Below are 25,482 nucleotides of genomic sequence, written 5' to 3'. Positions count from 1 at the left end.
AAAACAAGACGTCAGATGAATCTCAGCAAAAAATACATCTCCGATAAATTGAGCATTTAAGGTTTTCTAGCAAGATATAGATTGATCAGCGACGTCAGTTTGTCCTGAAATCTTTCTTCAAAACCATCAATGTCACGCCCTATAGAGACTAAATATTTAGTTGCCTGCTCACGCGAAAGCAGCTTATTTGCAAGACTATATTGCATCTCTTCTAAGGTTTTATCATATCTTGGGATCAATACCCAAGTGCCGACATCGACGTCAAAATGTTGCATCGCTTTCTGGGCTAAAGCACAAAAAGCCTCAATATGATCTACGCCATCAGGTCCGAGACAGCCAGGTTCAATTCGGCATAAAACCGCAATTTTCCTATCGTTTGCAATACTTAAACTCATCTCTAATGCCCCGCGTTATCTAGTCGTAAATATAAGATCTTAACAGTAATTTTACGTGTCTGCACAGATAAGTCACGGCTAACTTACCTTTATTAGATAATCCATTTTAGGCAATAGAACAACTTTAAAATCATATTCTTCAAAACATAGATCCGCGGTTATTTTGTTCTATTCATCAATAATGTCACCTACAACATCCTCATCAGTATGTTGTAAAAACATTAAGCGAAATATTTTCATTATGCTCTGACAATAGGGTATCAATGGCTTGGTCAAAACTGTCTAACTTTTGAGTTTCCATATAACGTTTTAACCTCAAAATAATATCCCTGCTCAGCTCAATATGAGACTTTTTTTGCCGTTTTTTTATTTGAGATAATTCTTTGCGAACCATACGCCAGCCAAAATCAGTAAAATACTGATTGAGCATTTTGTTTACATTAGTAAGCTCGTTGTCGATCCGCTGTGCCTTTTTGCGTAATCGGACCAATTCATTTAGTTGTGTCACCAACTTAGTATAGAAAACCGTTTGTAACTCAGCGTCACAAAACCAATCCGGTTTAGATGCCACAGCTTCAGGATTGATAAGACGATAAATTAAGGGTAAGGCAAAAATTAATTCTGCTTCCTCAAGCAATAATAATTTTCTCCCTGCTGTTGGTTTGTCTTGTTGATATATCCAGGCTTGCGGTTCCATAAATACGTTTCTTTAGTTAAGCATGCGTCTAATGCAGATGAAATAAATCGGTCCTCATGCTAGTACAAATCGACAAGTATTAATATATGGTTCAACCATTTTTTGTGTTTGATATCGATTCTTTGTGCTTCCTTTTACTTTAGGAAGAATAACTCAACTCGTATCAGGTCAAATACCTAGCAAGCTGTTGTACTTATTAGCTTAAATTTCATCCAACATACAAGCCTAGTTTAGCAGCATTCCATTCAACAAAGCCAATAAAATGGTTAAACCATTCTTTAAAGTTGTGATTCTTTGGCTAACCAAGTTCGAAACCACCGCATATAGAGAGTACAAATTTCATACTATTTTTGCTTTTAATTCTATATCCGCATACTTAATCGCCATTGTCCAAATGGCTTTATCTTGGCTATTTTTTAAACTAAAAAAACCAACTAAATGCTATTTAATGCGCCCTATTCCGATAACAGAAGTTTATTTGAACAAATAAGCACTCTACCAGTGATAATGACGATTATCACTGGTAGATGTAGGCGTGATTTGCGTATAATTACACCTTCTTAATTCGATATCAGGTGACTTCAACGGCATGTCTAAAATAATCCGGACAAATAGTAATGCTCAAAATAACACCAATGTATCGAATGAAAGAGTGACTAGATCAGATCATCACAATAATAACCGTACTGAACAGCCACGTTTTTTTGAAGAGACTTTCCTGCCACAATCTGTTCGAAGTGATTATTTAAGTGCTGCCGAAGAAACTGAATATGAAATTTCAGCCAACACCCGCCGTGTTTATAATACGAGCTTTAGTCTATTTAGCCGTTATTGTGCGGAGCACCAACTGCAGGCCCTTCCTGCAGATCCAAGAAGCGTAATTTCATTTATTGGTCATCAAAAAGAATTGTTCCAAGAAAGCACTGGAGTACAACTTTCTAAACAGACATTAACGACTCGACTCGCGGCGATTCGCTACCACCATATTCAAGCGGGATTCCACTCACCTACCGAGCACCCTCTGGTGATCAGAGTGATGCGCGGTTTAAGCAGAAATCAATCTCGCCATGTGAGTGATTATGATCAACAACCGATTATGTATGATGAAGTGGAAATGCTCATTCAAGCTATCGATGAACAAGTGCAGCCATTAACCCGAGCAAGAGACAAAGCCATTATTCAGTTAGGATTACAAGGTGGGTTTCGCCGTTCTGAACTTGCAGATATAAAAGTTCAATATGTCAGTTTTTTACGTAATAAGCTAAAAGTGCGCCTACCTTATTCGAAGAGTAATCAGCAAGGTCAACGGGAATGGAAAGACCTGCCGGATCATGAACCTTTTGCAGCACTCAACGCGGTAAAAAATTGGTTATCACTCGCCAATATTGAAGATGGACATTTATTTAGATCGCTTTCCCGTGATGGGAAATATTTACGCCCTTATCAAATAGTAGAACATCACTCTGAAGCTAATTCAAGTTTACATAAAAATAGTGGTTTTCTCACGGGAGATGATATTTATCGCATCATTAAAAAATATTGCACAAAAGCGGGCCTACCTGCAAAGTTTTATGGTGCCCACAGTCTGCGTAGTGGTTGTGTCACTCAACTCCATGAAAATGATAAAGATCATTTATACATTATGGCCAGAACTGGCCATACCGATCCTCGATCACTCCGCCATTATTTAAAACCAAGAGACTAAAACCCAAAAGACTAAACTAGATCATGACTCGGTAAGAATCAGTTAGTCTTTTACCTAAAATAAAATAGCAATTTTAACGTTAAACATAAATCTATCATGTTTATGAATAAAAAATGATATTCAGTAATTTATATTAAAATTATTTCCAACTTTTAATTTTAAAAATAATTAAAGCAATAATTTCACATTATATATTTTTATCTGTGACACAACATTTGACATCATAGCAGAATAAAAATCCTAATTGAGGTACTTTGACCTCAGCAGCTTAGACCATAGCAAACTGCTGGTTAACATTTTTATAGAATATCGGGTTTATTGCTCACTGCAGTATTATTGTAATATAAAATCATCTTTATTGTCATATTGATACTTTAGCCTTAGTCACGAAATTTAATCCATCGTACTAGCCGGAGTAATATATGAGTAAGGCCACCTTTGATCCTACACTTTATAATAAAAGTAATAACGAGCCATTTAACCAAGTGTTGGATAAACATTTATCTCGCCGTAACTTCGTAAAAAGTGGTTTAGGCCTCAGTGCTATGACTGCTTTTGCCAGTGTAGGTTTAACTGCTTGCGGATCAGATGACACACCCGTTACAAAACCTGTTGATCCAGTGACACCTTTGCCACCGACAAAAAGTACCGCCAAGCTAAACTTTACGTCAGTTGCGGGTTCTCGTTTAGATGCCGTCGTTGTGCCAGAAGGCTATACAGCGCAGGTACTTGCACCATGGGGCACGCCATTAAATGCAAAAGCAGCACCATGGAAAAGCGATGGTAGTAACACTGCCGATGACCAAGCGAACTCAGTCGGTATGCACCATGATGGCATGCATTTCTTTCCATTAAATGATTCGGGTAATGACGGTTTACTTTGCATTAACCATGAATACATTGATGAAGTTGCATTACATCCTGCAGGACAAACTTTTGATCCTACTTCAGGTTTGCGCACGATTATCGATGAGGTACGTAAAGAAATCAACGCCCATGGCGTATCGGTTGTACGTATAAAACTGGTTAATAATCAATGGGAAGTGGTTAGCAATGATAACCATAACCGCCGATTCACCGGTGCGACTGTAATGGATATTAGCGGTCCTCTCGCCTACTCTTCTCTACTCGAAACCCGCTACTCTCCCGACGGTAGTCAGGCTCGCGGTACATTAAATAACTGCGGCAATGGTTACACGCCTTGGGGCACTTATTTAACCTGTGAAGAAAACTGGCCAGGCTACTTCGCTAACCGTGGTACGTTAACTGCCGAGCAAAATCGCATTGGGATCAGCAAAACCAGCACACGTTATGGCTGGGATGATCTTGCAGGTCATGATGAAGAACGTCTCGATGAATTCGCGCGTTTTGATGTCACACCAAAAGGTGCAAGTGCTCAAGATGACTATCGTAATGAAGCGAATGGTCACGGTTATATTGTTGAAATTGACCCTTTCAATCCAACATCGCGCGCAGTTAAACGTACCGCGCTTGGTCGTTTCCGCCATGAAGGCTGTACCTTTGGCAAATTAACCGAAGGTAAGCCAGTAGTGTTCTATTCTGGCCACGATTCACAATTCGAATACCTCTATAAATTTGTCTCGGCCGCGGCATGGGATGCAAAAGATGCTGACAGCAGCAATCGCATACAAACTGGCGATAAGTATATGAATGAAGGTACTTTATATGCAGCTAAGTTTAATGCAAATGGTGGTGGTGTTTGGTTGCCTTTAACCTTAGATAGCCAAACTACGGACGGAAAAACCCTAGGCAATACTTTCGCTAGCTTAGCCGAGATTATTTTGAACACCGCAGGCGCAGCGGATCTTGTTGGTGCAACACCGATGGATCGCCCTGAATGGTGTGCTGTCGATCCTTTCACAGGTTCAATTTATTTGACCTTGACCAACAACTCAAAACGAACTGAAACCAATCCAGCGAACCCAAGATTGAAAAACCACTTTGGCCATATTATTCGTTGGGATGAAAGTGACAAAGATACTGAATTTACATGGGATATCTTCGTATTCGGATCACCAAGTGATGGTAACGCAGAGACAAACTTATCAGGCTTAACGGATCTTAACCAATTTGCCAGCCCAGACGGTTTAGCCTTCGATCAACGCGGTATTTTGTGGGTTCAAACCGACAATGGAGCCAAGGAGGTCGCAGAAGAAACCAACGATCAGATGCTAGCGATAGTGCCTTCAAAACTTGTTGATGGCCAAGAGAAACAGCTAGGCGTATCGGCTAATAACCAAATGGAATTAAAGCGTTTCTTCGTTGGACCAAACGACTGTGAGGTTACGGGTTTTGCTATTAGCCCTGATTACACTTCTGTTTTTGCTAACATTCAGCATCCCGGTAATTGGCCTTATTCGTCCAATGCCGCTGAAAAAACGCCTGCGGGCACGACATTACGCCCTCGCGCCGCTACAGTCGTTATCCGTAAGTTAGATGGTAAAGAAGTCGCGGTATAAACAATTATGCTTGTGCAAGGTATCTTCTTAATATGAAGTTCCTATAAGTTAATTGCTACACATAACAAATCCCCTCACTGTAGGGGATTTGTTATTTAAGAAGATAGTTAACTAGCCTTTTTCATAATAGATTAAATCCAACATCTATTAACTCTTACTACGACTTGCTTGTTCAAAGGCCAGTTCAAAAGCATCGGTAAAATCTGTAATTGGCAGAAGGTCCTCACGGCAACGGCGATTGCGGCCAAGTAAGGAAGATTCAACAAACAAATCAAACCAAGTACTTAAGGCTTTGCCATTAGCCGCTTCGCCAATCGCTCCTAAAGCCAATGATGCCACCTCGGCGGTGCCAAGTTGAAAATCATGACTACCTTTACGCAATGCATAGGTCGCGAGCGTGTCGGGATCGAAGGAAAGCAACGGCAGCGAGTGTAAGTAAGAGCTCTTACGGAACATTTTAATCGCTTCACGCCAACTGCCATCAAGCAGAACAAGCAGCGGCCGTTTGCCTTCGGCCAATGTCGACATCGGCACTTGGTTCAGTACGGTTTGCCCTTGCTCTGCATACTGGGCAGGAAACACTAAATAGGGTTGATATTGCGGCGAATTAACCAAAGCAAGCAACTCAGCTTCAGGTTCTGTACGTGACCAAATATAGGCGTGAGTATCAGGAATAAGATCCGCTATGAGTCGTCCGCTATTAGTCGGCTTTAACACCTCATCGTTATACATAATCAGCAGAAAACTGGCGTGAGTATCTAACTGACGGCGTAGCGCACAGGTACAGAACTGCTCACCTAAGAGGCATAATGGACAGCGGATCAGTTTTTTACCGCGGGCACCAAAGGGTTTAGTCGAAATAGACTTACGGTACTGATATAAATGGTGCACTGCATGGGGGGCTAAAGCCATAAAAACCAATTCTCTATCAAACTTATTAAGGATCGCGACCACATCATTTAGCACTTTTTTATCGCGGTGGCGCAGTTTATCCCTTGGCCATCAATGGTGCAATCGCGTAATACATTATCGTGATAAAAGGCCGGTGTCAGTGGTTGATGGTTTCATATGCAGCCTAACGCCAGTGAGATAATTTAAGAGCACAGAGCAATTATCTCTTAAAACAACTGTAATGTATTAATCTGTGTTACCACTTAGCATGCAATAGTGTGCAACACTAAACCGACTAAATTAACGTTTAACTTACTTATTGGGGGAGTATTTAAGCTAAATATCAGTAATGACTTAACTTCGTGTGGAATTGCCCTAATATCATGCGAAAATCTACTCTACAAATACAGTCTCAATGAAAGGTCAATTATGCACCCAAAAGCCCCGATCGCTTCTATACCGTTATTAAGCGGCGTACTGCTCTCTGCTACGCTATTTTCTAATGTCACTACGGCCCAAACGCTTAATACCAAAGACATCCAGTCAATTGTAGATTCCGCAGTTAAACCACTGATGGCCGAGTATGCTATTCCCGGTGCAGTAATTGGCATCACCATAGAAGGTAAACAGTATTTTTACCAATATGGCGTCAGTTCTAAAACCTCTGGGCAAAGTGTGACTGAAGATACCCTGTTCGAGATTGGCTCTATCAGTAAAACCTTTACCGCAACACTGGCTAACTATGCACAGGGCGAAGGTAAATTAACACTCACGGATATGGCCAGTGATTATGTTCCAGCATTAAAAGGCAGCCATTTTGATAAGATTAGTCTCATCAATTTAGCCACCCACACAGCGGGTGATTTGCCGATGCAAGTTCCTGATAAGGTCACTAATAATGCAGAGTTAATGGATTACCTTAAGCATTGGCAACCATCATTTGCCGCGGGGACCCATAGGAATTACGCCAATCCGAGTATTGGACTACTTGGCATGATTGCCGCGCAGAGTTTAGGGCAAACGTTTCCACAAGCCCTTGAGCAAACACTATTTCCACAATTGGGTATGACAAACAGCTATCTCAAGGTTCCTAGCAACAAAATGGCCGATTATGCCCAAGGCTATGATAAGCAAGACATGCCAGTGCGAGTCAATCCCGGTGTATTAGCCGATGAAGCCTACGGCGTTAAAACCTCAGCCAAGGATTTACTGCAATTTGTTGAGGCCAATATGCATATACATTCGTTACCCAAACCACTGCAAACGGCACTCGATGAGACCCACACGGGATACTTTGATGTGGGCATGATGACCCAAGATATGATTTGGGAGCATTACTCATATCCTATTGATCTTGATAAAATACTTATGGGCCATACTCAGGAAGTCGTGTTTGGCAGTACACCCGTTAAACCCATAGTGCCGCCCCTCGCACCGCAGCAAAATGTGTGGATTAATAAAACCGGCTCTACTGGCGGTTTTGCCGCTTATGCAGCATTTATTCCCGCGCAAAAGCTTGGCATAGTATTGTTAAGCAATAAAAATTATCCCGTACCGCCTCGGGTGACTGTGGGGTATCAGATTTTAACTGGGATCGAAAAGTTGCAAAAATAACCATGCACTAGGATAGAGGAGATAAGTATATTGGTGCTATCTCCTTTTTCTTAACAATATTCTTGTCGCTACTGATTTATGGCTGACACCTTGCTGCTAACTCACAGTTTCCTTGCAATCTCTCTTTTCTCATGGCGGCTTGTAAGAAAAGATGCACCACAGAGTTAATCCTTGCGTTAATTCATTTGCAACTCATCGACCTAGTTAACAGACAAATAACCTATCGTAAGTTTAGCTTTACAGCTTAAAATCAGGATAAAAACTTATGTATCACATTAAAAATTATTTCGTTAAATCAATATGATTGACACTTGAAGTTACGATTTTAGGGAGTAAGATGCGCGCAAATACCTTAAGTGACCTTTTTCGGGAATATCATGTCAGGCACGCCACATTCTCCTATTCATCACGATGTCGCTCCAGCGGCGAGTCAGTCTAGCCTACTGTTAATGATTGTCTTTATGGTCGCCTGTGGCCAAATGGCGCAGACGATTTTTGTACCTGCCCTTCCACAAATCGCACTCGGGCTCCATGTGGACGCCAGCCAACTACAAGCCGTGATGGCCTGTTACTTACTCTCCTACGGGATGTTTCAATTTGTGTATGGCCCAGTGTCAGATCGCGTTGGCCGTAAAATGCCACTCATCGTGGGTATCGCAATTTTCGTTCTAGGCGCAGTGTTCGCGGCGAAGGCCACAAGTTTTAACCAACTGATAATGGCAAGCCTTATCCAAGGATTAGGCACAGCCAGCGCAGGCGCATTATGCCGGAGCATTCCCCGCGATCATTACTTTGGCGACCGACTGGTAAAATTTAATAGCTATGTCTCTATGGCTGTGGTGTTTTTACCTTTGCTTGCACCATTTATCGGCAGCGCCAGTGCAGCCTATTTCGGCTGGCAAGCCGTATACTGGGTATTAGCGGTATTCGGTGTCATGGTCTGGCTGTTGTTAATATTCCTCTTTAAAGAGTCTTTACCTAAGGCGCAACGGGAACATCAAGCCGTTTTCAAATCCTATAAGCATGTCCTGCACCATAGAGCGTTTCGCGCTTATTTATTTTCATTGATCGCAACCTTTGCCGGTATTGCGGCGTTTGAAGCCATTGCTGGCGTACTCTATGGCCAATATCTCGGACTGACACCTTTTATGGTCAGTTGTTATTTTGTTGCGCCAATTCCTGGCTACTTACTGGGGGCACTCATCGCTGGCCGACAAAATAAGCCACAAAGGGTTGTTTACCAAGGTGTTGCGTTACTCGGTGCTGGCGCATTATTTATGTTGACCCCAGGTCTTTTTAATTTAGTGGTTGGCTGGAGTTTACTTATTGGATCGATTTTATTCTTCAGTGGCGCAGGCATGCTGTTCCCTACCCTAACATCTGCTGCGTTAGAACCATTTCCACGTCAGGCGGGGATTGCGGGCGCATTACTGGGGGGATTACAAAATTTTGGTGCCGGACTTGCCGCATTAACTATGTCTTTAGTGCCTATGGGCGGCCAGTTGAGCATAGGTTTATTAAGTGCTGTAATGGTGGTTTTAGTGATCCTGTCTCTGTATTACGCCAAAGATCAAAATGATACTCACCAGAATTTAATGCCACAGATTTAATGGATATGATTTGAAGCGACAATTCTTGGTTTAAGCTAAATCTATTACCATCAGTCAATAAAAAGCCCACATTGTTGTGGGCTTTTTAAATCGATAAGACACTGTAATAAATCAAAAATATCGATTAATTTATAGCGTCTATAGCTTTAATCGTTACAGAATGCGACGCAGTAAAAAATCAGCTTTAAGGCGACGAATTCTAGTCATGATCTTCTTCACTGGCGCAGGATAGCTCTGTAAGGTGTCGACTTGACTGTAGTGATATAACCGCTGTGTGTGTTCCAGAATATGTGTCTGCTCGGCTTCAAACTGGGCTTTCCAGCAGCCAATTTCATCTTGGATCAACAAACCATTCTCAAGATCCAGCGCCCAAGCTCTTGGATTCAGGTTAGAACCTGTGATCAAATGCTTATTACCGTCGGCACTGATGCCTTTGAGGTGATAACTGTTGATGCCGTGTTTCCACAGATGGATATTCAACTGACCATTATCAATCGCCCACTGTTGGCGTTTAGCGAACTTACGCAATGATTGCTCATACATATAGGGCAATGCACCTATGGTTGAGAAATCCTGCTCTGGCGGAATATAAAAATCGTTAGCCGTCTTGTCGCCCACAACGATATCGATGCGTTTGCCATTGCGTAAATGCTTCGCTAAAGCGCGCACTAAAATGTACGGCGGATTAAAATAGGGCGTGCAAATAAACAGCGAGTCTTTTGACTCTTCCACCAAGGCGACAACCACTTTATTGAGCAAGTTTTTCTTACGTCCTAGCCCAAGTAACGGCGTGATGCGATTGCCATCACGGGTCTCCTTAAACTGATACTCAGCATCAGACAGTCTCAGCTTAAAGCTACGCATGTCCGTCTTTGGTGGTAGCACTTCTTGCTCAGCATCTTGCGTTAATGAACACACAGCTGGATCAGAAATGATATTTTTCTGGATCATCGCGCGCATACTGCGCGCTAATTCGGCAGACTCAATCAAGTGATAACGATCGAAACGGTACTTATCGTGTTGTTGCAAATAGATATTATTGAGACTGGCACCGCTATAGATCACCGCATCATCGATAATAAATCCCTTAAGATGCAACACACCCATAAATTCACGGGATTTGACGGGTACACCTAAGATATCGATGGGATGTTCGGCTTCAGCCATAACTCTGCGGTACATCAAATAGTTACCGCTATCACCTTTATGGCCAATCAAGCCACGTCTCGCACGGTGAAAATCGACTAACACTTTGATATCAAGCGTTGGATTTGCCGCTTTGGCATCCATGAGGGCTTGTAATATCTCACGACCCGCTTCGTCATCTTCTAAATACAGCGCCGCAATATAAATACTGTGCTTGGCGCTCGCAATACGAGCGAGTAATTCTGCCTTGAAACGGCATGGCGTGAGCAACCACGTTAAAGCCTCGGGTTGAACGGCTATTCCACCAAGCTTATCTAGCAAGGCATCCTCCTTTAAACATGCTGACCACCCCGATAGGAAGCGCTGGGGTTCAGTGATAAAAACATCACAGCAATATGTGTTAACTCTGGATAGGCCTCTGTCACTGCCAACCTGATCGTTTGTTCTACTTTAAGATGTATATCAGGGTCCTTAGGGAACCAGAGTAACTCAACTTGGACAAAGCGTTGATCAATTTTTCCATTTCGAAAACTGATGCTTGGGATCCAATCTAATGTGAAACTCTCTGCATTACCTTTACATATATCCGCCAATGACTGCAGTAATGTTTGGCTGAACGCTGCAACGACCGCTTGTGGTAAGCCGCGCATACTAATATGTGGCATGGTTTAGTTGTTACCTAAGAACCTAAAATCGTAAGGGGTAGAAATTACCGACTTCACCTCGTCTCGGCAAGACTTTTCTCCCAAAAGTCTTGTTAAACCTAACGGTTTTGCTGGTAATTTGACCTCACGCGATTTTATTCCACTTCAGTGCACCGATTTACCTAAAAATCTTCTTCATTTATCCTTGCTTGAAATCGCATTTTACGGCGAGTATTCTCGGCATTATTTGCCCGTCCACACAATATTTCGCCCCTAAATAGGGTGATTCTTAACGCTACAAATCAGTCCAAATTTCACTAAACTGCACCCAAAATGTCTGCCAAATCACAAAATAATCTTCAAACCCATTTCATTCACCCCGAATCCAGTGATTTAGCGTAAACTAAACCGCCTATTTGCGATTAGACCACACGATACAAGATTAAGAACTATGAACAAAAAAATTCTGCTGACGTTAGCACTGACATTGCTGTTTGCTTGGGGTATTTTCCATTTTAAAACCCAGTTAGGGTTACTCATCCTGCCGTTGTTTATTGGGCTAGTATTGTTTGTTACCCTACGTTTATATCGCTTGATGGAAAAGGATGACGGCAGCAGTGAGGATTAACCGCACACAATACCAACCTAATCTTAATGATGTTTTGATAAAAATGGCCAATAGCTAACATGGAAACGTTACTGAAAACCACTCTATATGCCGGCCTACTCCTAGCCGCAAGTCATAATATGGCCTATGCAGAGCAACATGATTCTAGGCCGATAAGTGCTCAAACCACTTCGCTTAGCCAAGCAATCAGTAAGATCAGCCCTCGACATTCACAAATCGCCTTACTGGCAATGAATATGTCGAACAATCAAGTGATCTATAGCCAACAAGCTGAGACCTTGTTTATTCCAGCCAGTACCCAAAAGCTGCTCACGGCAGTCAGTGCTATGGCTCAGCTTGGACCTGATTTTCGTTATGTCACACAATTATGGACAGATGCACCAATACGCAAAGGCCATATCGCAGGCAGTGCTTATCTGCGTTTTAGTGGCGATCCCACGCTGACTCAAGCCGATCTCAAGACCATTTTTGCCAATCTCGTAAAACAAGGCATTAATCGCATTGATGGACATCTGTATTTGCTCGGCGATAAGCAGGAACAATTGCAAGCTCCGGGTTGGGTTTGGGATGATTTGGGCATTTGTTTTGCCGCGCCAGTGTCGAGTTATATTATCAATCAGAACTGCGTCTATGGTCAGTTTAGCCCCAGCTCTACCAGCAAACCTTCACAGGTAAGTCTGCGCGCGGGGAGTTATGGAGTCAAAATCAGCAGCGATGCGGTGTTTGATCAAAAGGCGAACCGCGAATTTTGCCAACTTGATATGGTCAGATTAGGTCAAAATAACTACCATTTACGCGGCTGTTACCCTGGCGGTGAGGCGATACCACTGGCGATTGCGGTCAGCGATCCGTTCAAATTTGCCCAAGATAACCTCACCTCCCTACTTAAAGGCGAGATGTCTCTTGCGGGTAAAGTACAACTCGGCACTAGCTTACCCCAAAAGGCAAAACTAATTGCCAGCCATAGCTCTGCGCCCTTACCTGAGCTGCTCGAAACTATGCTGCTCAAGTCAGATAATTTGATTGCCGATAGCCTTTTTAAGCAACTTGGTAAAAGTTATTTTAAGACCCAAGGCAGCTTTACCAATGGTGCCGCTGCTATGCAGCGAATTTTAACGAATTTAGGCATAGATTTGAGTAACGCCAATATTGTGGATGGTTCAGGATTGTCACGCTATAACTTACTCAACGCCAAGCAGTTAGCAGCAGTGTTGGCGCTAATCCACCAAGATAGCCGCTTTAGTCCGTTAATCACGAGTCTGCCACAGGCGGGGATCAGCGGCACCTTAAGATATCGTATGGGCTACAACAAGCCGCCGCTTAAACAGCAAATTTTTGCTAAAACAGGCTCGATGCAAGGCGTGTCTAATTTAGCGGGCTTTATCCGTTTGCCCCAGCATAACGATACCCTGTTTGTAATCCTTGAGAATGGCATGAGTCCTGAATTGAAAAATCAGCATAACCCCTCATTCAATGCCGAGTTTCTTAAACAATTGATTTCAGTGCTGCAACCGTCATCAACCACTGCGACTGTGAATACTGCGGCTCACTAGAGTCATTAATTAACTGCTACAGAGTAAAAAACTTGCACAAAAAAGCACTGAGTCATCAGTGCTTTTTCAGTTTTTATCTAAACGAATATACCGAAGCCTTGTTAAAACAACTCCGCAGGCATCGCCATAGTCGTCGCATCACCAGCTCTGACTTGAGCGATATGGTAATCCGCTTTTGGCAATAACTTATCAAAATAGAACTTAGCCAAATAGACTTTCTGCTCGGCGAAAGCGTTATCTTCATGATCCGCGACCTTATCGACCATAGCCAACCAGTAGAAACCATACAGGGTGTAACCAAAGGCATCTAAAAAGTCGACCGCACACGCATTAATAAGTGCAGGCTGAGCCACTTTGCGATCATTAACTGACTCGGCAACGATGACCAAGGCATCTAAACGTGCGCATACTGCCGCCACTTTCACCGCATCAACGTGAGTAAATGCGCGCATTTGTGCCTTCAAGTCAGCCACAAATTCATTTAATGCGGCTAAGTTATCGCCAGTGACTTTACGACCGAGGAAATCGATGGCTTGAATGCCATTGGTGCCTTCATAAATCTGAGCGATACGGGTATCACGAACTAATTGCTCAATACCTGTTTCACGAATATAACCATGTCCACCAAAGACTTGTTGCGCCATGATAGTCGCATCAAGACCGCGATCGGTTAAAAAGGCTTTAGCGACTGGCGTTAACAAACCCACATAACGCGCCGCTTTAGCCTTAACCTCATCTTGGGCATATTTTGCTAAATCCAGCTGTTGTCCTGTAAACACAGACAAAGCACGGCCCGCTTCTGTCATCGCACGAATGGTCAACAACATACGGCGCACATCGCCATGGACAATAATGGGATCAGAATCACTGCCCGTCGGAGAGCCGCCAGCGGCGATGCCTTGATTACGCTCTTTAGCATAATCGGCCGCCATCTGGTACGCCGCCTGCGCACTGCCAAGCCCTTGAATACCTATCGCTAAACGCTCATAGTTCATCATAGTGAACATGCATACGAGGCCACGATTAGGCTCACCAATCAAGAAGCCTTGGGCATTCTCAAAGTTCATCACACAGGTCGCAGAACCTTTAAGGCCCATCTTATGCTCGATAGACCCCACTGATACACCATTGGCATTGGCTAAGCTGCCATCGGTATTTACCGATATTTTAGGTACAAGGAAGAGTGAAATCCCTTTGCTATCCGGTAGCTTAGCAAGCACTAAGTGGATGACGTTTTCAGTTAAATCATGATCGCCACCCGTGATAAAAATCTTGCTGCCCGTGATGGCATAACTACCATCATCCTGCGGTAAAGCTCGAGTGCGAATATTACGCAGATCAGAACCCGCTTGCGGCTCCGTCATATCCATAGCACCCGCCCATTCGCCGGAATATAACTTAGGCAAATAAGCTTGTTTCAATTCTTCGCTGCCGTGGGCATTGATACATAAAGCCGCCCCCGCGGTTAACGAGCCATAAAGTGTAAACGCATTACAAGCACTGTAAGCCATTTCGTCGACTAAGATCCCCAGCATCTTCGGCATCCCCATGCCACCAAATTCAGGATCGCCACACAAACCAATCCAACCGCCCTGGGAATACTGCTCATAAACGGCTTTATAGCCATCAGGGGTAATCACTTGATTGTCTTGATGCAACACGCCCTGCTCATCGCCCGTCCGGTTCAGTGGATGGATCAACTCACTGCTGATCTTGGCTGCTTCTTCAAGAATAGCATTAGCAGTGTCGATATCGACCATTTCAGCTATCTCAGGCAATTGTGCCCAAGTGTTTGGAGCATCAAATACCTGTTCCAGTAGGAAACGCATATCCGTTAACGGGGCTTGGTAAGGATTCATTGGTAGACTCTTAAACGTAGGATTAAAACAGTTGTTTTAATTTATACCAGTTCACTGTAGAAAACAATCTCATTACAAATACAGCCGCGAATAATATAAAAGTATGCGAGTGTGCGAGCTAAGTATAAATTCAACGCATAAAAAACCCTTAAGCTTGAACTTAAGGGTCTCTATTTTATAAGCTTTAACACAGGGTTGTCGCAGCGTTAGCTCACAGGCTTGTGGCAATTACCACATTAAATCATCAGGAATTGCGTAATCTGCATAGGGATCATCTTCAACGACCACAGCTTTAGATTCATCCTGTTGCCACAGATAACCACACCACTGCGGCACCAGCAATTTGACTCGTTCGGCCAACTTATGTGGTACTAAGTAACTCTTATCTTCGTAACGTACTATGCCTAACTGCCCTTTAAGCAATTCTGCCTGCAGTTTTTCATCTAAGTATAAAGAATAGATTTTATTATCAAGAGTATAGTTAAATTTCACTTCAGCATAAGCTGGGATCTTTATCGCAGACTTAGTGAACTCAGTGATTAAACCGCGCACCTGTCCACGCTCAGATGCCTCTGCAAAACGTTGCTCGTTCAGCGCTTTATCTTTTAGCGCCTGCAACCGTTTTTGCTCAGCCACTTCTTGCTTAAAAGCACTGGAGCCATCATCTATTCGTGATTTTTTATCACGGCGTTTTTGAGTCTTAACGTCGCGAACCTTTTGTTTACTGGCAAGCCCTGCTTTGAGTAGCTGCTCTTGTAATGCATTAGCCATGGATCATTACCTACTTAATTTCTATAAAATCAAAGCTCTCGATTTTGAATATCAATAATCTAAAACCAAACTACATTTTTGCGGCCAGTTCGCCAAGCTCTGTCATCGCTATACTGGCGCCGCCAAGTGACCAACCGCCATCAACCGGCAGCACAACTCCCGTAATATAGGAAGCTAATTCAGAGCCTAAGAATAGTGCGGCATTGGCGATATCCTGACCTGCGCCGTTGCGTTTTAGCGGAACGGATTGGGCAACCTTTTGCTGTAATGCGGCGCTGGGGGCAAGGCGATTAAAACCTTCAGTATTGGCGATGGGGCCAGGCGTAATCGAATTAATTCTCAGCCCTTCACAGCCCCACTCTAACGCTAAGGTTCGCGTCAGCATATCCACACCCGCTTTAGCCGCACACACATGAACTTGCATTGGCATAGCGATCGAAGCCTGCGGCGCCGAAATCTGGATAATATTGCCATTGGGGCGACGCAGCAAAGGATAAGCCTGCTTTAGCACTTGAAAACTGCCGAGCAAATCAATGTCCATCACCGACTTAAAACCATTGACCGAAAGCTTTGCGGCGCTGGCGGGGAAATTCCCCGCCGCGCCGCTTACCAGCACATCGATAAAACCAAACTCAGAAGCGATTTTATCAAAACCGACTTCAAGGGCGCTAAGATCGCGCACATCAAAACTCACACCCAAATGAATACCGTCAGGATTGGCCTGTTGCAACTGCAATACCGCGGCATCGATTTTATCTTGACTGCGGCTCGCAACGGCCACATTTGCGCCAGCCTGTGCGAACGCAATGGCAATCGCGAGATTTATCCCACTGGTTCCTCCGACAACGACAACATTTTTACCTTGATAGTTAAACATCGTAGCATTAAACATGGGCGTTCTCCGTGAACAGTGAGATATGCACTCAGGGTGTGATTCATTATTCTATGCTGTCATTCAACATACTATTTCAATTTTTATCCATCATCTCAAGGATACCAACGAGTGATTTCAAGCTTTTTTATTTAAACAACGGTCAAACGACTTTCAAACCGCGCTTTAGACGGCTAGTGTGGCGTCTATACCAATGATTGGTGAATCGCTTGCAATGCTGCTAACGGGTCGGCAGCTTTGGTGATCGGGCGGCCAATCACTAAGTAATCAGAACCCGCTGCTATCGCTTGAGGTGGCGTCATCACGCGGTGTTGATCGCCAGCATCACTGCCAACTGGGCGGATCCCCGGCGTCACGAGCTTGAAATCATGACCTAACAGTGATTTCAAGGCTGTCGCTTCTTGGGCGGAACACACCACGCCATCGAGTCCCGCTTGTTGCGTGAGCTTCGCCAAACGTTGCACATGCTCAAACGCAGGCACATTGATGCCGAGTAATTTAAGATCGTCATCACTCATCGAGGTTAATACCGTAACCGCGATCAGCATAGGCGCTTTATCGCCGTATGGCAGTAAGGCTTTTTTAGCCGCTTCCATCATGGCTAAGCCACCGCTGGCATGTACGTTCGTCATCCATACGCCCAGCTCTGCAGCAGCGGCCACGGCTTTGGCGACAGTATTGGGAATATCGTGAAATTTCAAATCAAGGAATAAATCAAAACCACGATCATGGATATCTTTCACCAGTTGCGGGCCAAACAAGGTAAACATTTCTTTGCCGACTTTAAGGCGGCACATGTTGGGATCGAGTTTTTCTATCAGTTGTAAAGCATGGTTTTTATTATCGTAATCAAGCGCTACGAGGATAGGTTTAGTCGTCATCATCTCTCCAACGGGGTTACACAAACTGTGTATTCTTCTAATAGATTATTCGCCGTCTAGGCCTCGGATCCGTTTAATGCTGCCCCAGTTTTTACAGGAAGGACAATGCCAGTAAAGCGCATGGGAAGGAAAACCACACTCCTTACAACGGTAACTCGGACGGAATTTAATTTGTTGTTCAACGAGCTGCTCTAGCATAGTTAAACTTTGCTTAGCTTGCCCTTCTTCGGCTTGGCGCAAATGCATCTGCATCAAGTGCTGAAAACCTTTCATGGTCGGATGGCGATATAACGCATCGAGTACCATGGTCTCTGCCGCTTTAATCTCATCAAGACTTATCATGTGCTGCGCTAAGGCGACCACTACAGAAGCTCCAGCGCCATCGGCCATGGCGCCCGCGAGTAATTCTTGAAAACCTTCTTTATCTTGCGTGTCGCGATAAACTTGTTTGGCCGTTGGAATCGCATCGGCAAAAAGCTCGATATCGGCTTTTTTCAGTTGCAGCAGCATTTGCTTACACTGGGCATAATCTTGAATATCGAGGAATTTTTTCGCTAGGGTCAATAATGCACGACCGCATTGGGGATCTTGCTTCAGCGCTTGCTGTAGCAGTTTAATTTTCTGCGCGTCATCACTGGCTTCATCGGCTAACTGGCAATAGAAATGCGCCGTTAACGGCTTTAAAACTTGTTGACGTTTACGACTCAAACGCTTAGTGATATCAATGGCTTTTTGCCACTCTTTAATCACTTGATAGATAGCAATCAGCTGTGTTTCAGATTCTTCACTGTGATCGTCTTGGCTGACCAAGTTGATAAAGATTTCTTCAGCTCTGTCATAAAAACCTGCTGCTAGATAATCTTTACCCAACTCCATCATAGCGATGTCACGCTGCTCATTGGTTAATGTAGGCCGCGCGATTAAATTTTGATGGATACGAATAGAGCGATCGACCTCACCTCGCTTACGGAACAGCGAACCGAGTGACAGATGGGTATCTATGGTTTCATCGTCAACATCTAGCATACTGATAAACAAATCGACGGCTTTATCCGATTCGTTCGACAGTAAGAAATTGAGGCCAGTAAAATAATCCCGGCTCAATTGTTTACGTTGATTACTTTGATTCTGCCTTATGCTCCGTCGCCCCATATACCAGCCATAGGCGGCAGCAATGGGAAGCAACAGAAAGAGGATCTCAAGCATATTAGGCGTCTACATCCTGAGGGATTTTAGTGATCACTTGATTTAGTTTCTTTTTAGTTGCCGCTAAACTTAATTTCAAGCGAACAATATAGTAGCTAGCAAATAACCAACTCAAAATAAAACCAGCAAAAAAGACAATCGCTAAGACAACAGGTAAACGATATTCACCCTGTGCGACAAAATAGCTGATGGTCACCACTTGTTCGTTACGCGCGCCAAAAATCAACGCCAAAATAAATAACAGTGCCACAAGCACAGTTGCTACAAATGATTTCACGCTGCACTCCCTAAACGCGTTTCAATTTAATGATTATCCAAGAAATTTACTAAGCTGACCAGCATTGCCTTGCAATAGATACAAAAAAGCCTCCTAACGGAGGCTTTTTACTATGCGGTCAATCACACATTAACGGCGTCAACACGCTCGCGCAGTTCTTTGCCTGGCTTAAAGTGCGGGACGTATTTACCTTCCAAATCGACTGATGAACCAGTCTTTGGATTACGGCCAGTCCGCGGTGCACGATAGTGAAGCGAGAAACTACCAAAGCCACGGATCTCAATACGATCACCGCTTTCTAATGTTGTTGCCATTTGCTCCAACATTTCTTTGATTGCGCCTTCAACCTCTTTCGCCGACAGCTGCGACTGCCTGGTGGCGAGTTTTTCGATAAGTTCAGATTTCGTCATCCTAGCTATCCCCTATTATCAAGCCAAACACAGTCGCCTAATGGGGAGAGATGTCTCCCCAAACAACAGGCGATTATTTACGAGCTGCTTTAAACGCTTCAGCCATTGCATTGCTAATAACAGCGTCATCTTGTTTGTTCAGAGTCGCCATTACTTCTTTCTCTTCAGCTTCGTCTTTCGCTTTGATTGACAGGCTGATAGAGCGGTTCTTACGGTCAACACCCATGAACTTAGCTTCGATTGCATCACCTACATTATAGACAGTAGATGCATCTTCGATACGCTCACGTGAAATGTCAGCTACACGGATGTAACCTTCAACAGTGTCAGCCAGTTCAACAGTCACACCTTTAGCATCAACAGCAGAAACAGTACCGTTTACGATAGTACCTTTCTTCTTGTCAGCCAAGTATGCGTTGAATGGATCATCTTCAGTTTGCTTAACACCTAAGCTGATGCGCTCACGCTCTGGATCTACAGACAGAACCACTGCATGGATTTCATCGCCTTTCTTGTATTCAGAAACTGCGTCTTCGCCAGTACCGTTCCAAGAAATGTCAGACAGGTGAACTAGACCATCGATACCGCCGTCAAGACCGATAAAGATACCGAAGTCAGTGATTGACTTGATCTTACCAGAAACCTTGTCGCCTTTGTTGTAACGAGTTGCGAAGTCATCCCATGGATTGGTCTTACATTGTTTCAGACCTAGAGAAATACGACGACGCTCTTCATCGATGTCTAGAACCAGAACTTCAACTTCATCACCTAAGTTAACCACTTTAGATGGGTGAATGTTCTTGTTAGTCCAATCCATTTCAGAAACGTGAACCAGACCTTCAACGCCTTCTTCGATTTCTACGAAGCAACCGTAGTCAGTTAGGTTAGTAACGCGACCAGTTAAACGTGTGTTTTCTGGGTAACGTTTGCTGATTTCTAACCATGGATCTTCGCCAAGTTGTTTCAGACCTAGAGACACACGAGTGCGCTCACGATCGTACTTCAGTACTTTAACGTTGATTTCATCGCCAACATTGACGATTTCTGATGGATGTTTAACACGTTTCCACGCCATATCTGTGATATGTAGCAGACCGTCAACACCACCTAAATCTACGAATGCACCGTAGTCAGTCAGGTTCTTAACGATACCCTTAACTGCTTGACCTTCTTGCAGGTTTTCTAACAGTGCATCACGCTCAGCGCTGCTTTCTGATTCGATAACTGCACGACGAGAAACAACAACGTTGTTACGCTTCTGGTCTAGCTTGATAACTTTGAATTCTAATTCTTTGTACTCTAAGTGAGCGGTGTCGCGAACTGGGCGCACGTCAACTAGAGAACCTGGTAAGAAGGCACGGATACCGTTTAATTCAACAGTGAAACCGCCTTTAACTTTACCATTGATGATACCGATTACAGTTTCAGCATCTTCATAAGCTTTTTCCAGAACGATCCAAGCTTCATGACGTTTCGCTTTTTCGCGAGACAGTTGAGTCTCACCGAAGCCGTCTTCAACAGAGTCAAGAGCTACGTCAACTTCATCGCCAACTTGAATTTCTAAAACGCCTTGAGCGTTTTTGAATTGTTCAGCTGGGATTGGGCTTTCAGACTTCAGACCCGCGTCAACCAGTACCATACCGTTTTTGATTGATACAACAGTACCACGAACGATAGAGCCTGGACGGAATTCCAGAGTTTGAAGGGATTGTTCAAATAGATCAGCAAAAGATTCAGTCATGTTTAGGTTACTTTCTTTATTAAACCACTGTCCGTCCTAGACGTGGAGTCAGTCAAATTATCCGTATCATCCTTAATACGAATACCTATCCGGTGGACTAACTTAGTTAGTGCCGGATAATTTTTGGTTGATAAAGTTAAGCGCTAGCGCTAGCACTTCATCAATACCCTTACCGCTAGTATCGATAATGAGCGCGTCCTCGGCGGGGACTAAAGGAGCCACCGGACGATTCATATCGCGGTCATCACGTTCGATAATTTCACTTAAAAGGCGCTCGATATTAACATCGAAGCCCTTGTCCTGCAACTGATTATAGCGTCTTTGGGCACGCTCTTCAGCTGAGGCGGTTAAATATAATTTTGCCGGCGCACTTGGGAAAACCACTGTTCCCATGTCACGACCATCGGCAATTAATCCTGGCGCCGTTTTAAAGGCCCGTTGGCGACGTAATAAGGCTTCTCTCACCCGTGGAAAGGCAGCGACTTTTGAAGCGGCATTCGAGCACTCTTGGGTGCGAATGTCGTTGGTGACGTCTTCACCTTCCAATATCACTTGAACCGGATCTTTATCATTGCCTGTTAGAAACTTCACATCCAGATGTGCCGCTAACAACGTGATAGACTCTTCATTTTCCAGTTCAACGTTATGATGAATTGCTGCAAGCGCAAGAACTCGGTAAATGGCACCACTATCAAGTAGTTGCCAACCTAGATGCTGAGCCAATAATTGACTAATTGTACCTTTGCCAGCACCACTTGGGCCGTCGATTGTGACTACAGGAGCCCGTTCAGACATACATTCCTCCGCAAAAAATAACCATCATCCGTGAGTTCATCAAGTGAGCCCCCGAAAATGAGCGCGCCGCATTGTACAACAAAAGACAAACAAAATCCGTGGATTTTTTATGAAGATTAGAAGCCGCACAAATACGGCTTGCTATTCTTGACATCGATGGTTGTAACAATGACGAAACAAACAGACTTAGCCTTGCAGGCTCGCAAACTGCTTAAAGTAGTCAGGGAATGTTTTAGAAGTACAATCTGGATCATTGATGGTGATACCGCAATCGGCAAATGCCAGCATAGAAAAGCACATGGCCATGCGGTGATCATTGTAGGTATCAATTTCAGCGGTGTTAATAACGGCTGGCGGGGTGATTTTAATGTAGTCATTCCCCTCTTCAACCTCGGCGCCCACTTTTCGCAGTTCAGTTGCCATAGCCGCTAACCGGTCTGTTTCTTTAATACGCCAGTTATAGATATTGCGAATAACCGTCGTGCCTTTAGCAAATAATGCGGCCGTTGCAATGGTCATGGCCGCATCGGGAATATGGTTCATGTCTAAGTCGACGGCAGTTAATAGGGAGCCGCGTGCAATAATATAGTCATCGCCCCACTCGATATCTGCGCCCATTTTTTCGAGCACATCGGCAAATTTTACATCGCCTTGGATACTCAAACGACCTACACCCGTGACTTTGACTTCGCCGCCCTTAATCGCCCCAGCCGCGAGGAAATATGATGCCGATGACGCATCGCCTTCTACCAGTACTTTGCCTGGTGATATATAACGCTGGCCTGCAACAATCTCAAAACGCGCGTAGTCATGGTTAATGACTTTAACGCCGAACTGCGCCATCAAGGCGATGGTGATATCGATATAAGGCTTAGAGACTAACTCGCCTTTGACATGGATATTCACGCTGCCCTTGGCAAGCGGCGCCACCATTAGCAATGCCGTTAAAAACTGGCTTGATAAATCCCCGGCAATTTCAACATCACCGCCATTAAGGCCAGTGGCATTAATCGTCAGTGGCGGGAAACCGTCATTTTTAAGATAAACAATATTGGCACCGAGTTGCCTTAAGGCATCGACTAAATCGCCAATCGGACGCTCTTCCATACGTGGTTCGCCCGTGAGAGTAAATTCACCTTGGCCTAAGGTTAAGGCGGCGCATAAGGGGCGCATTGCGGTACCCGCATTGCCTAAAAACAATTCCTGCGCGGATGCTGAGGAAATCACACCACCTAAACCATCGAGTTCACACACAGTATTGTTTTGCGATAAACGGTAGTTCATCCCTAACTGCTTGAGGGAGGCCAACATGTGGCGGATATCATCTGAGTCGAGCAGATTGGTGAGCGTGGTCGTACCTTGGGCTAAGGTGGCCAATAATAAGGCTCGATTTGAAATACTTTTTGAGCCCGGAATATTGATTTCACCGCGGACTTGCACAACAGGTTCAAGACGTAATTGCTTCATGAATAAATCTTCTTTCTCTCTAGGGCGTCATCATCACGATCACGCGGACTGAATACGCAAAATGGCAACTTCACGCTACAGCGCGTCAAGTTAAGATTACAAATAAAAGGAGATTGGGGCCTTGTTGGTGCTTCGTCGTTATAAAATTACCGATTGTCGCTAAGGATTCAACCGTTTTTTCGAGAAAAATGGCATTTTGGTCAGATTATTTGCTGAGATCAGTGTAAAAATAACAAAAACGCAAAATTTAAGCGGTTAATTTATGATTTAACCGTATTTTTGGCAGGCTTTTTTGCCAAGATAACTGGCGTGTAATCACAGTTTTCACTTTAATTACTTTACCTTTCCGCGCTATTCTAACCTCCAAACGATAAATAACGCATATCTGATACGAACAATCACGTTTGCACTATAACCAGAAAGGTAGATGGAGCTATGTTTAACTCACTCATCGCAATGCCAGCGGACCCCATCCTTGGCTTGTTAACTCAGTACCGAGAAGACTCTCACCCACAAAAAGTGGATTTAGGTGTGGGCGTTTATAAAGATCCTACCGGCGTTACCCCTATTCTAAGCTGCGTGAAAAAAGCGGAAAAATTCCGTCTCGATACCGAAACCACCAAAGTGTATATAGGCCCAACAGGCTCACCACAATTCAACACCTTGATGACAGAATTAGCCTTTGGTGCTGACCACAGTGCCATTATCGCTAACCGTATCCGCACCGTTTCAACACCCGGTGGTACAGGCGCGCTGCGCGTGGCGGGTGACTTTATCAAACGCTGCAACCCGAATGCGGTGTTATGGGTAAGCGACCCAACTTGGGCAAACCACATCGGTTTGTTCGAAGCGGCTGGCATTACCGTTAAAACCTATCCTTATTATGACTACGATAGCAAATCATTGAAATTTGATGAGATGCTTGCTGCATTATCGCAAGTGAGTCCTGATGATGTGGTGTTATTCCACGCCTGTTGCCATAACCCAAGCGGAATGGATTTAACCACAGAAGAATGGGATAAAGTGATTGCCCTGACTAAAGAGCAAGGCTTTACCCCACTGATTGACATGGCCTACCAAGGCTTTGGTGATGGCGTTGATATTGATGCCTACGGCGTGCGTCAAATGGCGGCAGCGGTCGATAATATGATCCTTTGCAGCTCATGCTCGAAAAACTTCGGTTTGTACCGTGAGCGTATTGGTTCCTGCTCTGTGATTGCCAAAGATGCCAATACCGCCAATATCGCGCAATCTGTACTGCTTTATGTGGTTCGCTGCCTCTACTCTATGCCACCTGCCCATGGCGCAGCGATTGTTGAGACGATTTTAGGATCAAAAGAATTAACCCAAGAATGGCTTGATGAGCTGAAAGTGATGCGCGATCGCATCAACGGCAACCGCGCCATTTTAGTGGATAAACTTAAAGCCAACGGCGTAAACCGTGACTTTAGCTTTATCGCCCGCCAAAAAGGTATGTTCTCTTTCCTTGGGGTGGCTCCAGAGCAAGTGGCGCGCCTACAAAAAGAATTCAGCATCTATATGGTAGGTTCAAGCCGCATCAGTATTGCTGGGATCAGTGAAGATAACGTTGATTACTTAGCTCAATCGATTGCTAAAGTGCTTTAAGCCGCTGAGTTTATCTGCACCGCTCACTCTGCTGTATTCACTCAATAAAGGAATACAGCAGAGTTCATTTACCGCCTCAAGTGTTAAATTTTTCAATCATCCCACCCGATCAGTTTTGACAGTTTATTATCCTCTGTTGCATATCCCCGAATATGACAAGCAAGGCCACGCCTCACTGTTCAAGCATTTATTTT

The 25,482-nt window shown here is 44.1% G+C and carries 21 protein-coding genes and 1 pseudogene; 7 read left to right on the top strand and 15 right to left on the bottom strand.

Annotation, left to right across the window (positions count from 1 at the left end):
- Positions 1-56: 56 nt before the first annotated feature.
- Both L5M29_RS08770 and L5M29_RS08765 read right to left on the bottom strand, forming a co-directional pair.
- Positions 57-395 carry a hypothetical protein gene (locus L5M29_RS08770; RefSeq protein ID WP_105252539.1) on the bottom strand — a complete coding sequence of 113 codons (339 nt, stop codon included), beginning with the start codon at positions 393-395 and terminating at the stop codon, positions 57-59.
- A gap of 202 nt (positions 396-597) precedes the next feature.
- Positions 598-1,092 (bottom strand): hypothetical protein, encoded by a 495-nt coding sequence (locus L5M29_RS08765; protein ID WP_263167365.1) that lies wholly within the window; start codon positions 1,090-1,092, stop codon positions 598-600.
- A gap of 589 nt (positions 1,093-1,681) precedes the next feature.
- On the opposite strand from L5M29_RS08765, the gene L5M29_RS08760 reads away from it, so the two are divergent.
- Both L5M29_RS08760 and L5M29_RS08755 read left to right on the top strand, forming a co-directional pair.
- A complete protein-coding gene (locus tag L5M29_RS08760; protein ID WP_263167363.1) occupies positions 1,682-2,797 on the top strand; it encodes a tyrosine-type recombinase/integrase in 1,116 nt (371 codons plus the stop codon).
- A gap of 422 nt (positions 2,798-3,219) precedes the next feature.
- Positions 3,220-5,277, top strand: a complete 2,058-nt coding sequence (locus tag L5M29_RS08755) for a PhoX family protein (RefSeq protein WP_263167362.1) — start codon at positions 3,220-3,222, stop codon at positions 5,275-5,277.
- Positions 5,278-5,424: 147 nt separating this feature from the next.
- On the opposite strand, the gene L5M29_RS08750 is transcribed toward L5M29_RS08755, so the two are convergent.
- Complete coding sequence (locus tag L5M29_RS08750) at positions 5,425-6,189, bottom strand: tRNA-uridine aminocarboxypropyltransferase (RefSeq protein ID WP_263167360.1); 765 nt, start codon at positions 6,187-6,189, stop codon at positions 5,425-5,427.
- Positions 6,190-6,597: 408 nt separating this feature from the next.
- On the opposite strand from L5M29_RS08750, the gene ampC reads away from it, so the two are divergent.
- Together ampC and emrD are read left to right on the top strand one after the other, a co-directional pair.
- Positions 6,598-7,782, top strand: coding sequence for a class C beta-lactamase (ampC, locus tag L5M29_RS08745; RefSeq protein ID WP_173496889.1), 1,185 nt, complete (start codon positions 6,598-6,600; stop codon positions 7,780-7,782).
- A 377-nt stretch (positions 7,783-8,159) separates the two neighbouring features.
- On the top strand, positions 8,160-9,392 hold the full coding sequence (gene emrD / locus L5M29_RS08740; protein WP_263167358.1) for a multidrug efflux MFS transporter EmrD: 1,233 nt from the start codon (positions 8,160-8,162) through the stop codon (positions 9,390-9,392).
- A 153-nt stretch (positions 9,393-9,545) separates the two neighbouring features.
- Here the strand turns inward: emrD and pssA are convergent, their stop codons facing one another.
- Both pssA and L5M29_RS08730 read right to left on the bottom strand, forming a co-directional pair.
- The gene (pssA, locus tag L5M29_RS08735) at positions 9,546-10,859 is read right to left on the bottom strand and encodes a CDP-diacylglycerol--serine O-phosphatidyltransferase (RefSeq protein ID WP_263167357.1); all 1,314 of its coding nucleotides are present in this window, start codon (positions 10,857-10,859) and stop codon (positions 9,546-9,548) included.
- A gap of 11 nt (positions 10,860-10,870) precedes the next feature.
- Entirely contained in the window at positions 10,871-11,203 is a 333-nt protein-coding gene (locus tag L5M29_RS08730) for a DUF1904 domain-containing protein (RefSeq protein ID WP_028759882.1), read from the bottom strand.
- A 430-nt stretch (positions 11,204-11,633) separates the two neighbouring features.
- Between L5M29_RS08730 and L5M29_RS08725 the strand changes: the two genes are divergently transcribed.
- Both L5M29_RS08725 and dacB read left to right on the top strand, forming a co-directional pair.
- Positions 11,634-11,810, top strand: coding sequence for a hypothetical protein (locus tag L5M29_RS08725; RefSeq protein ID WP_006081710.1), 177 nt, complete (start codon positions 11,634-11,636; stop codon positions 11,808-11,810).
- Positions 11,811-11,869: 59 nt separating this feature from the next.
- On the top strand, positions 11,870-13,363 hold the full coding sequence (gene dacB, locus L5M29_RS08720; RefSeq protein ID WP_263167356.1) for a D-alanyl-D-alanine carboxypeptidase/D-alanyl-D-alanine-endopeptidase: 1,494 nt from the start codon (positions 11,870-11,872) through the stop codon (positions 13,361-13,363).
- 101 nt (positions 13,364-13,464) lie between these two features.
- Here the strand turns inward: dacB and L5M29_RS08715 are convergent, their stop codons facing one another.
- The 10 genes and pseudogenes from L5M29_RS08715 to aroA form a co-directional block, all read right to left on the bottom strand.
- Complete coding sequence (locus tag L5M29_RS08715; RefSeq protein WP_263167355.1) at positions 13,465-15,222, bottom strand: acyl-CoA dehydrogenase family protein; 1,758 nt, start codon at positions 15,220-15,222, stop codon at positions 13,465-13,467.
- A gap of 228 nt (positions 15,223-15,450) precedes the next feature.
- On the bottom strand, positions 15,451-15,993 hold the full coding sequence (locus L5M29_RS08710) for a DUF2058 domain-containing protein (RefSeq protein WP_263167353.1): 543 nt from the start codon (positions 15,991-15,993) through the stop codon (positions 15,451-15,453).
- A 70-nt stretch (positions 15,994-16,063) separates the two neighbouring features.
- Positions 16,064-16,885, bottom strand: a complete 822-nt coding sequence (locus L5M29_RS08705) for an SDR family oxidoreductase (RefSeq protein WP_263167352.1) — start codon at positions 16,883-16,885, stop codon at positions 16,064-16,066.
- 185 nt (positions 16,886-17,070) lie between these two features.
- Positions 17,071-17,766: an orotidine-5'-phosphate decarboxylase gene (gene pyrF, locus L5M29_RS08700; RefSeq protein WP_263167351.1), complete on the bottom strand. Its 696-nt coding sequence runs from the start codon at positions 17,764-17,766 to the stop codon at positions 17,071-17,073.
- Between the two features lie 45 nt (positions 17,767-17,811).
- Positions 17,812-18,972, bottom strand: a complete 1,161-nt coding sequence (gene lapB, locus L5M29_RS08695; RefSeq protein WP_113940394.1) for a lipopolysaccharide assembly protein LapB — start codon at positions 18,970-18,972, stop codon at positions 17,812-17,814.
- A 1-nt stretch (position 18,973) separates the two neighbouring features.
- Entirely contained in the window at positions 18,974-19,249 is a 276-nt protein-coding gene (locus tag L5M29_RS08690) for a LapA family protein (RefSeq protein WP_263167349.1), read from the bottom strand.
- Between the two features lie 122 nt (positions 19,250-19,371).
- A complete protein-coding gene (gene ihfB, locus L5M29_RS08685; protein ID WP_006081718.1) occupies positions 19,372-19,659 on the bottom strand; it encodes an integration host factor subunit beta in 288 nt (95 codons plus the stop codon).
- A gap of 73 nt (positions 19,660-19,732) precedes the next feature.
- A pseudogene (gene rpsA, locus L5M29_RS08680) lies at positions 19,733-21,403 on the bottom strand (30S ribosomal protein S1); the annotation flags it as partial.
- A gap of 99 nt (positions 21,404-21,502) precedes the next feature.
- Complete coding sequence (gene cmk / locus L5M29_RS08675) at positions 21,503-22,195, bottom strand: (d)CMP kinase (RefSeq protein ID WP_168827070.1); 693 nt, start codon at positions 22,193-22,195, stop codon at positions 21,503-21,505.
- 186 nt (positions 22,196-22,381) lie between these two features.
- On the bottom strand, positions 22,382-23,662 hold the full coding sequence (gene aroA / locus L5M29_RS08670) for a 3-phosphoshikimate 1-carboxyvinyltransferase (RefSeq protein ID WP_263167347.1): 1,281 nt from the start codon (positions 23,660-23,662) through the stop codon (positions 22,382-22,384).
- A gap of 435 nt (positions 23,663-24,097) precedes the next feature.
- On the opposite strand from aroA, the gene L5M29_RS08665 reads away from it, so the two are divergent.
- Complete coding sequence (locus L5M29_RS08665; RefSeq protein WP_263167345.1) at positions 24,098-25,288, top strand: amino acid aminotransferase; 1,191 nt, start codon at positions 24,098-24,100, stop codon at positions 25,286-25,288.
- Positions 25,289-25,482: the final 194 nt, after the last annotated feature.

It is taken from the genome of Shewanella sp. SM95, assembly GCF_025653595.1.
GTDB lineage: Bacteria > Pseudomonadota > Gammaproteobacteria > Enterobacterales > Shewanellaceae > Shewanella > Shewanella oncorhynchi.
This window is presented reverse-complemented; position numbering and strand designations above follow the sequence as displayed.

Bases quoted from the DNA above. Each gene is read 5' to 3' on its own strand.
- L5M29_RS08750 (WP_263167360.1), bottom strand. From the start codon at position 6,189: ATGGCTTTAGCCCCCCATGCAGTGCACCATTTATATCAGTACCGTAAG.
- L5M29_RS08715 (WP_263167355.1), bottom strand. From the start codon at position 15,222: ATGAATCCTTACCAAGCCCCGTTAACGGATATGCGTTTCCTACTGGAA.
- dacB (WP_263167356.1), top strand. From the start codon at position 11,870: ATGGAAACGTTACTGAAAACCACTCTATATGCCGGCCTACTCCTAGCC.
- L5M29_RS08755 (WP_263167362.1), top strand. From the start codon at position 3,220: ATGAGTAAGGCCACCTTTGATCCTACACTTTATAATAAAAGTAATAAC.
- L5M29_RS08705 (WP_263167352.1), bottom strand. From the start codon at position 16,885: ATGTTTAATGCTACGATGTTTAACTATCAAGGTAAAAATGTTGTCGTT.
- lapB (WP_113940394.1), bottom strand. From the start codon at position 18,972: ATGCTTGAGATCCTCTTTCTGTTGCTTCCCATTGCTGCCGCCTATGGC.
- ihfB (WP_006081718.1), bottom strand. From the start codon at position 19,659: ATGACGAAATCTGAACTTATCGAAAAACTCGCCACCAGGCAGTCGCAG.
- L5M29_RS08730 (WP_028759882.1), bottom strand. From the start codon at position 11,203: ATGCCACATATTAGTATGCGCGGCTTACCACAAGCGGTCGTTGCAGCG.
- ampC (WP_173496889.1), top strand. From the start codon at position 6,598: ATGCACCCAAAAGCCCCGATCGCTTCTATACCGTTATTAAGCGGCGTA.
- emrD (WP_263167358.1), top strand. From the start codon at position 8,160: ATGTCAGGCACGCCACATTCTCCTATTCATCACGATGTCGCTCCAGCG.
- L5M29_RS08710 (WP_263167353.1), bottom strand. From the start codon at position 15,993: ATGGCTAATGCATTACAAGAGCAGCTACTCAAAGCAGGGCTTGCCAGT.
- L5M29_RS08665 (WP_263167345.1), top strand. From the start codon at position 24,098: ATGTTTAACTCACTCATCGCAATGCCAGCGGACCCCATCCTTGGCTTG.
- L5M29_RS08765 (WP_263167365.1), bottom strand. From the start codon at position 1,092: ATGGAACCGCAAGCCTGGATATATCAACAAGACAAACCAACAGCAGGG.
- pyrF (WP_263167351.1), bottom strand. From the start codon at position 17,766: ATGACGACTAAACCTATCCTCGTAGCGCTTGATTACGATAATAAAAAC.
- L5M29_RS08770 (WP_105252539.1), bottom strand. From the start codon at position 395: ATGAGTTTAAGTATTGCAAACGATAGGAAAATTGCGGTTTTATGCCGA.
- aroA (WP_263167347.1), bottom strand. From the start codon at position 23,662: ATGAAGCAATTACGTCTTGAACCTGTTGTGCAAGTCCGCGGTGAAATC.
- L5M29_RS08725 (WP_006081710.1), top strand. From the start codon at position 11,634: ATGAACAAAAAAATTCTGCTGACGTTAGCACTGACATTGCTGTTTGCT.
- L5M29_RS08760 (WP_263167363.1), top strand. From the start codon at position 1,682: ATGTCTAAAATAATCCGGACAAATAGTAATGCTCAAAATAACACCAAT.
- cmk (WP_168827070.1), bottom strand. From the start codon at position 22,195: ATGTCTGAACGGGCTCCTGTAGTCACAATCGACGGCCCAAGTGGTGCT.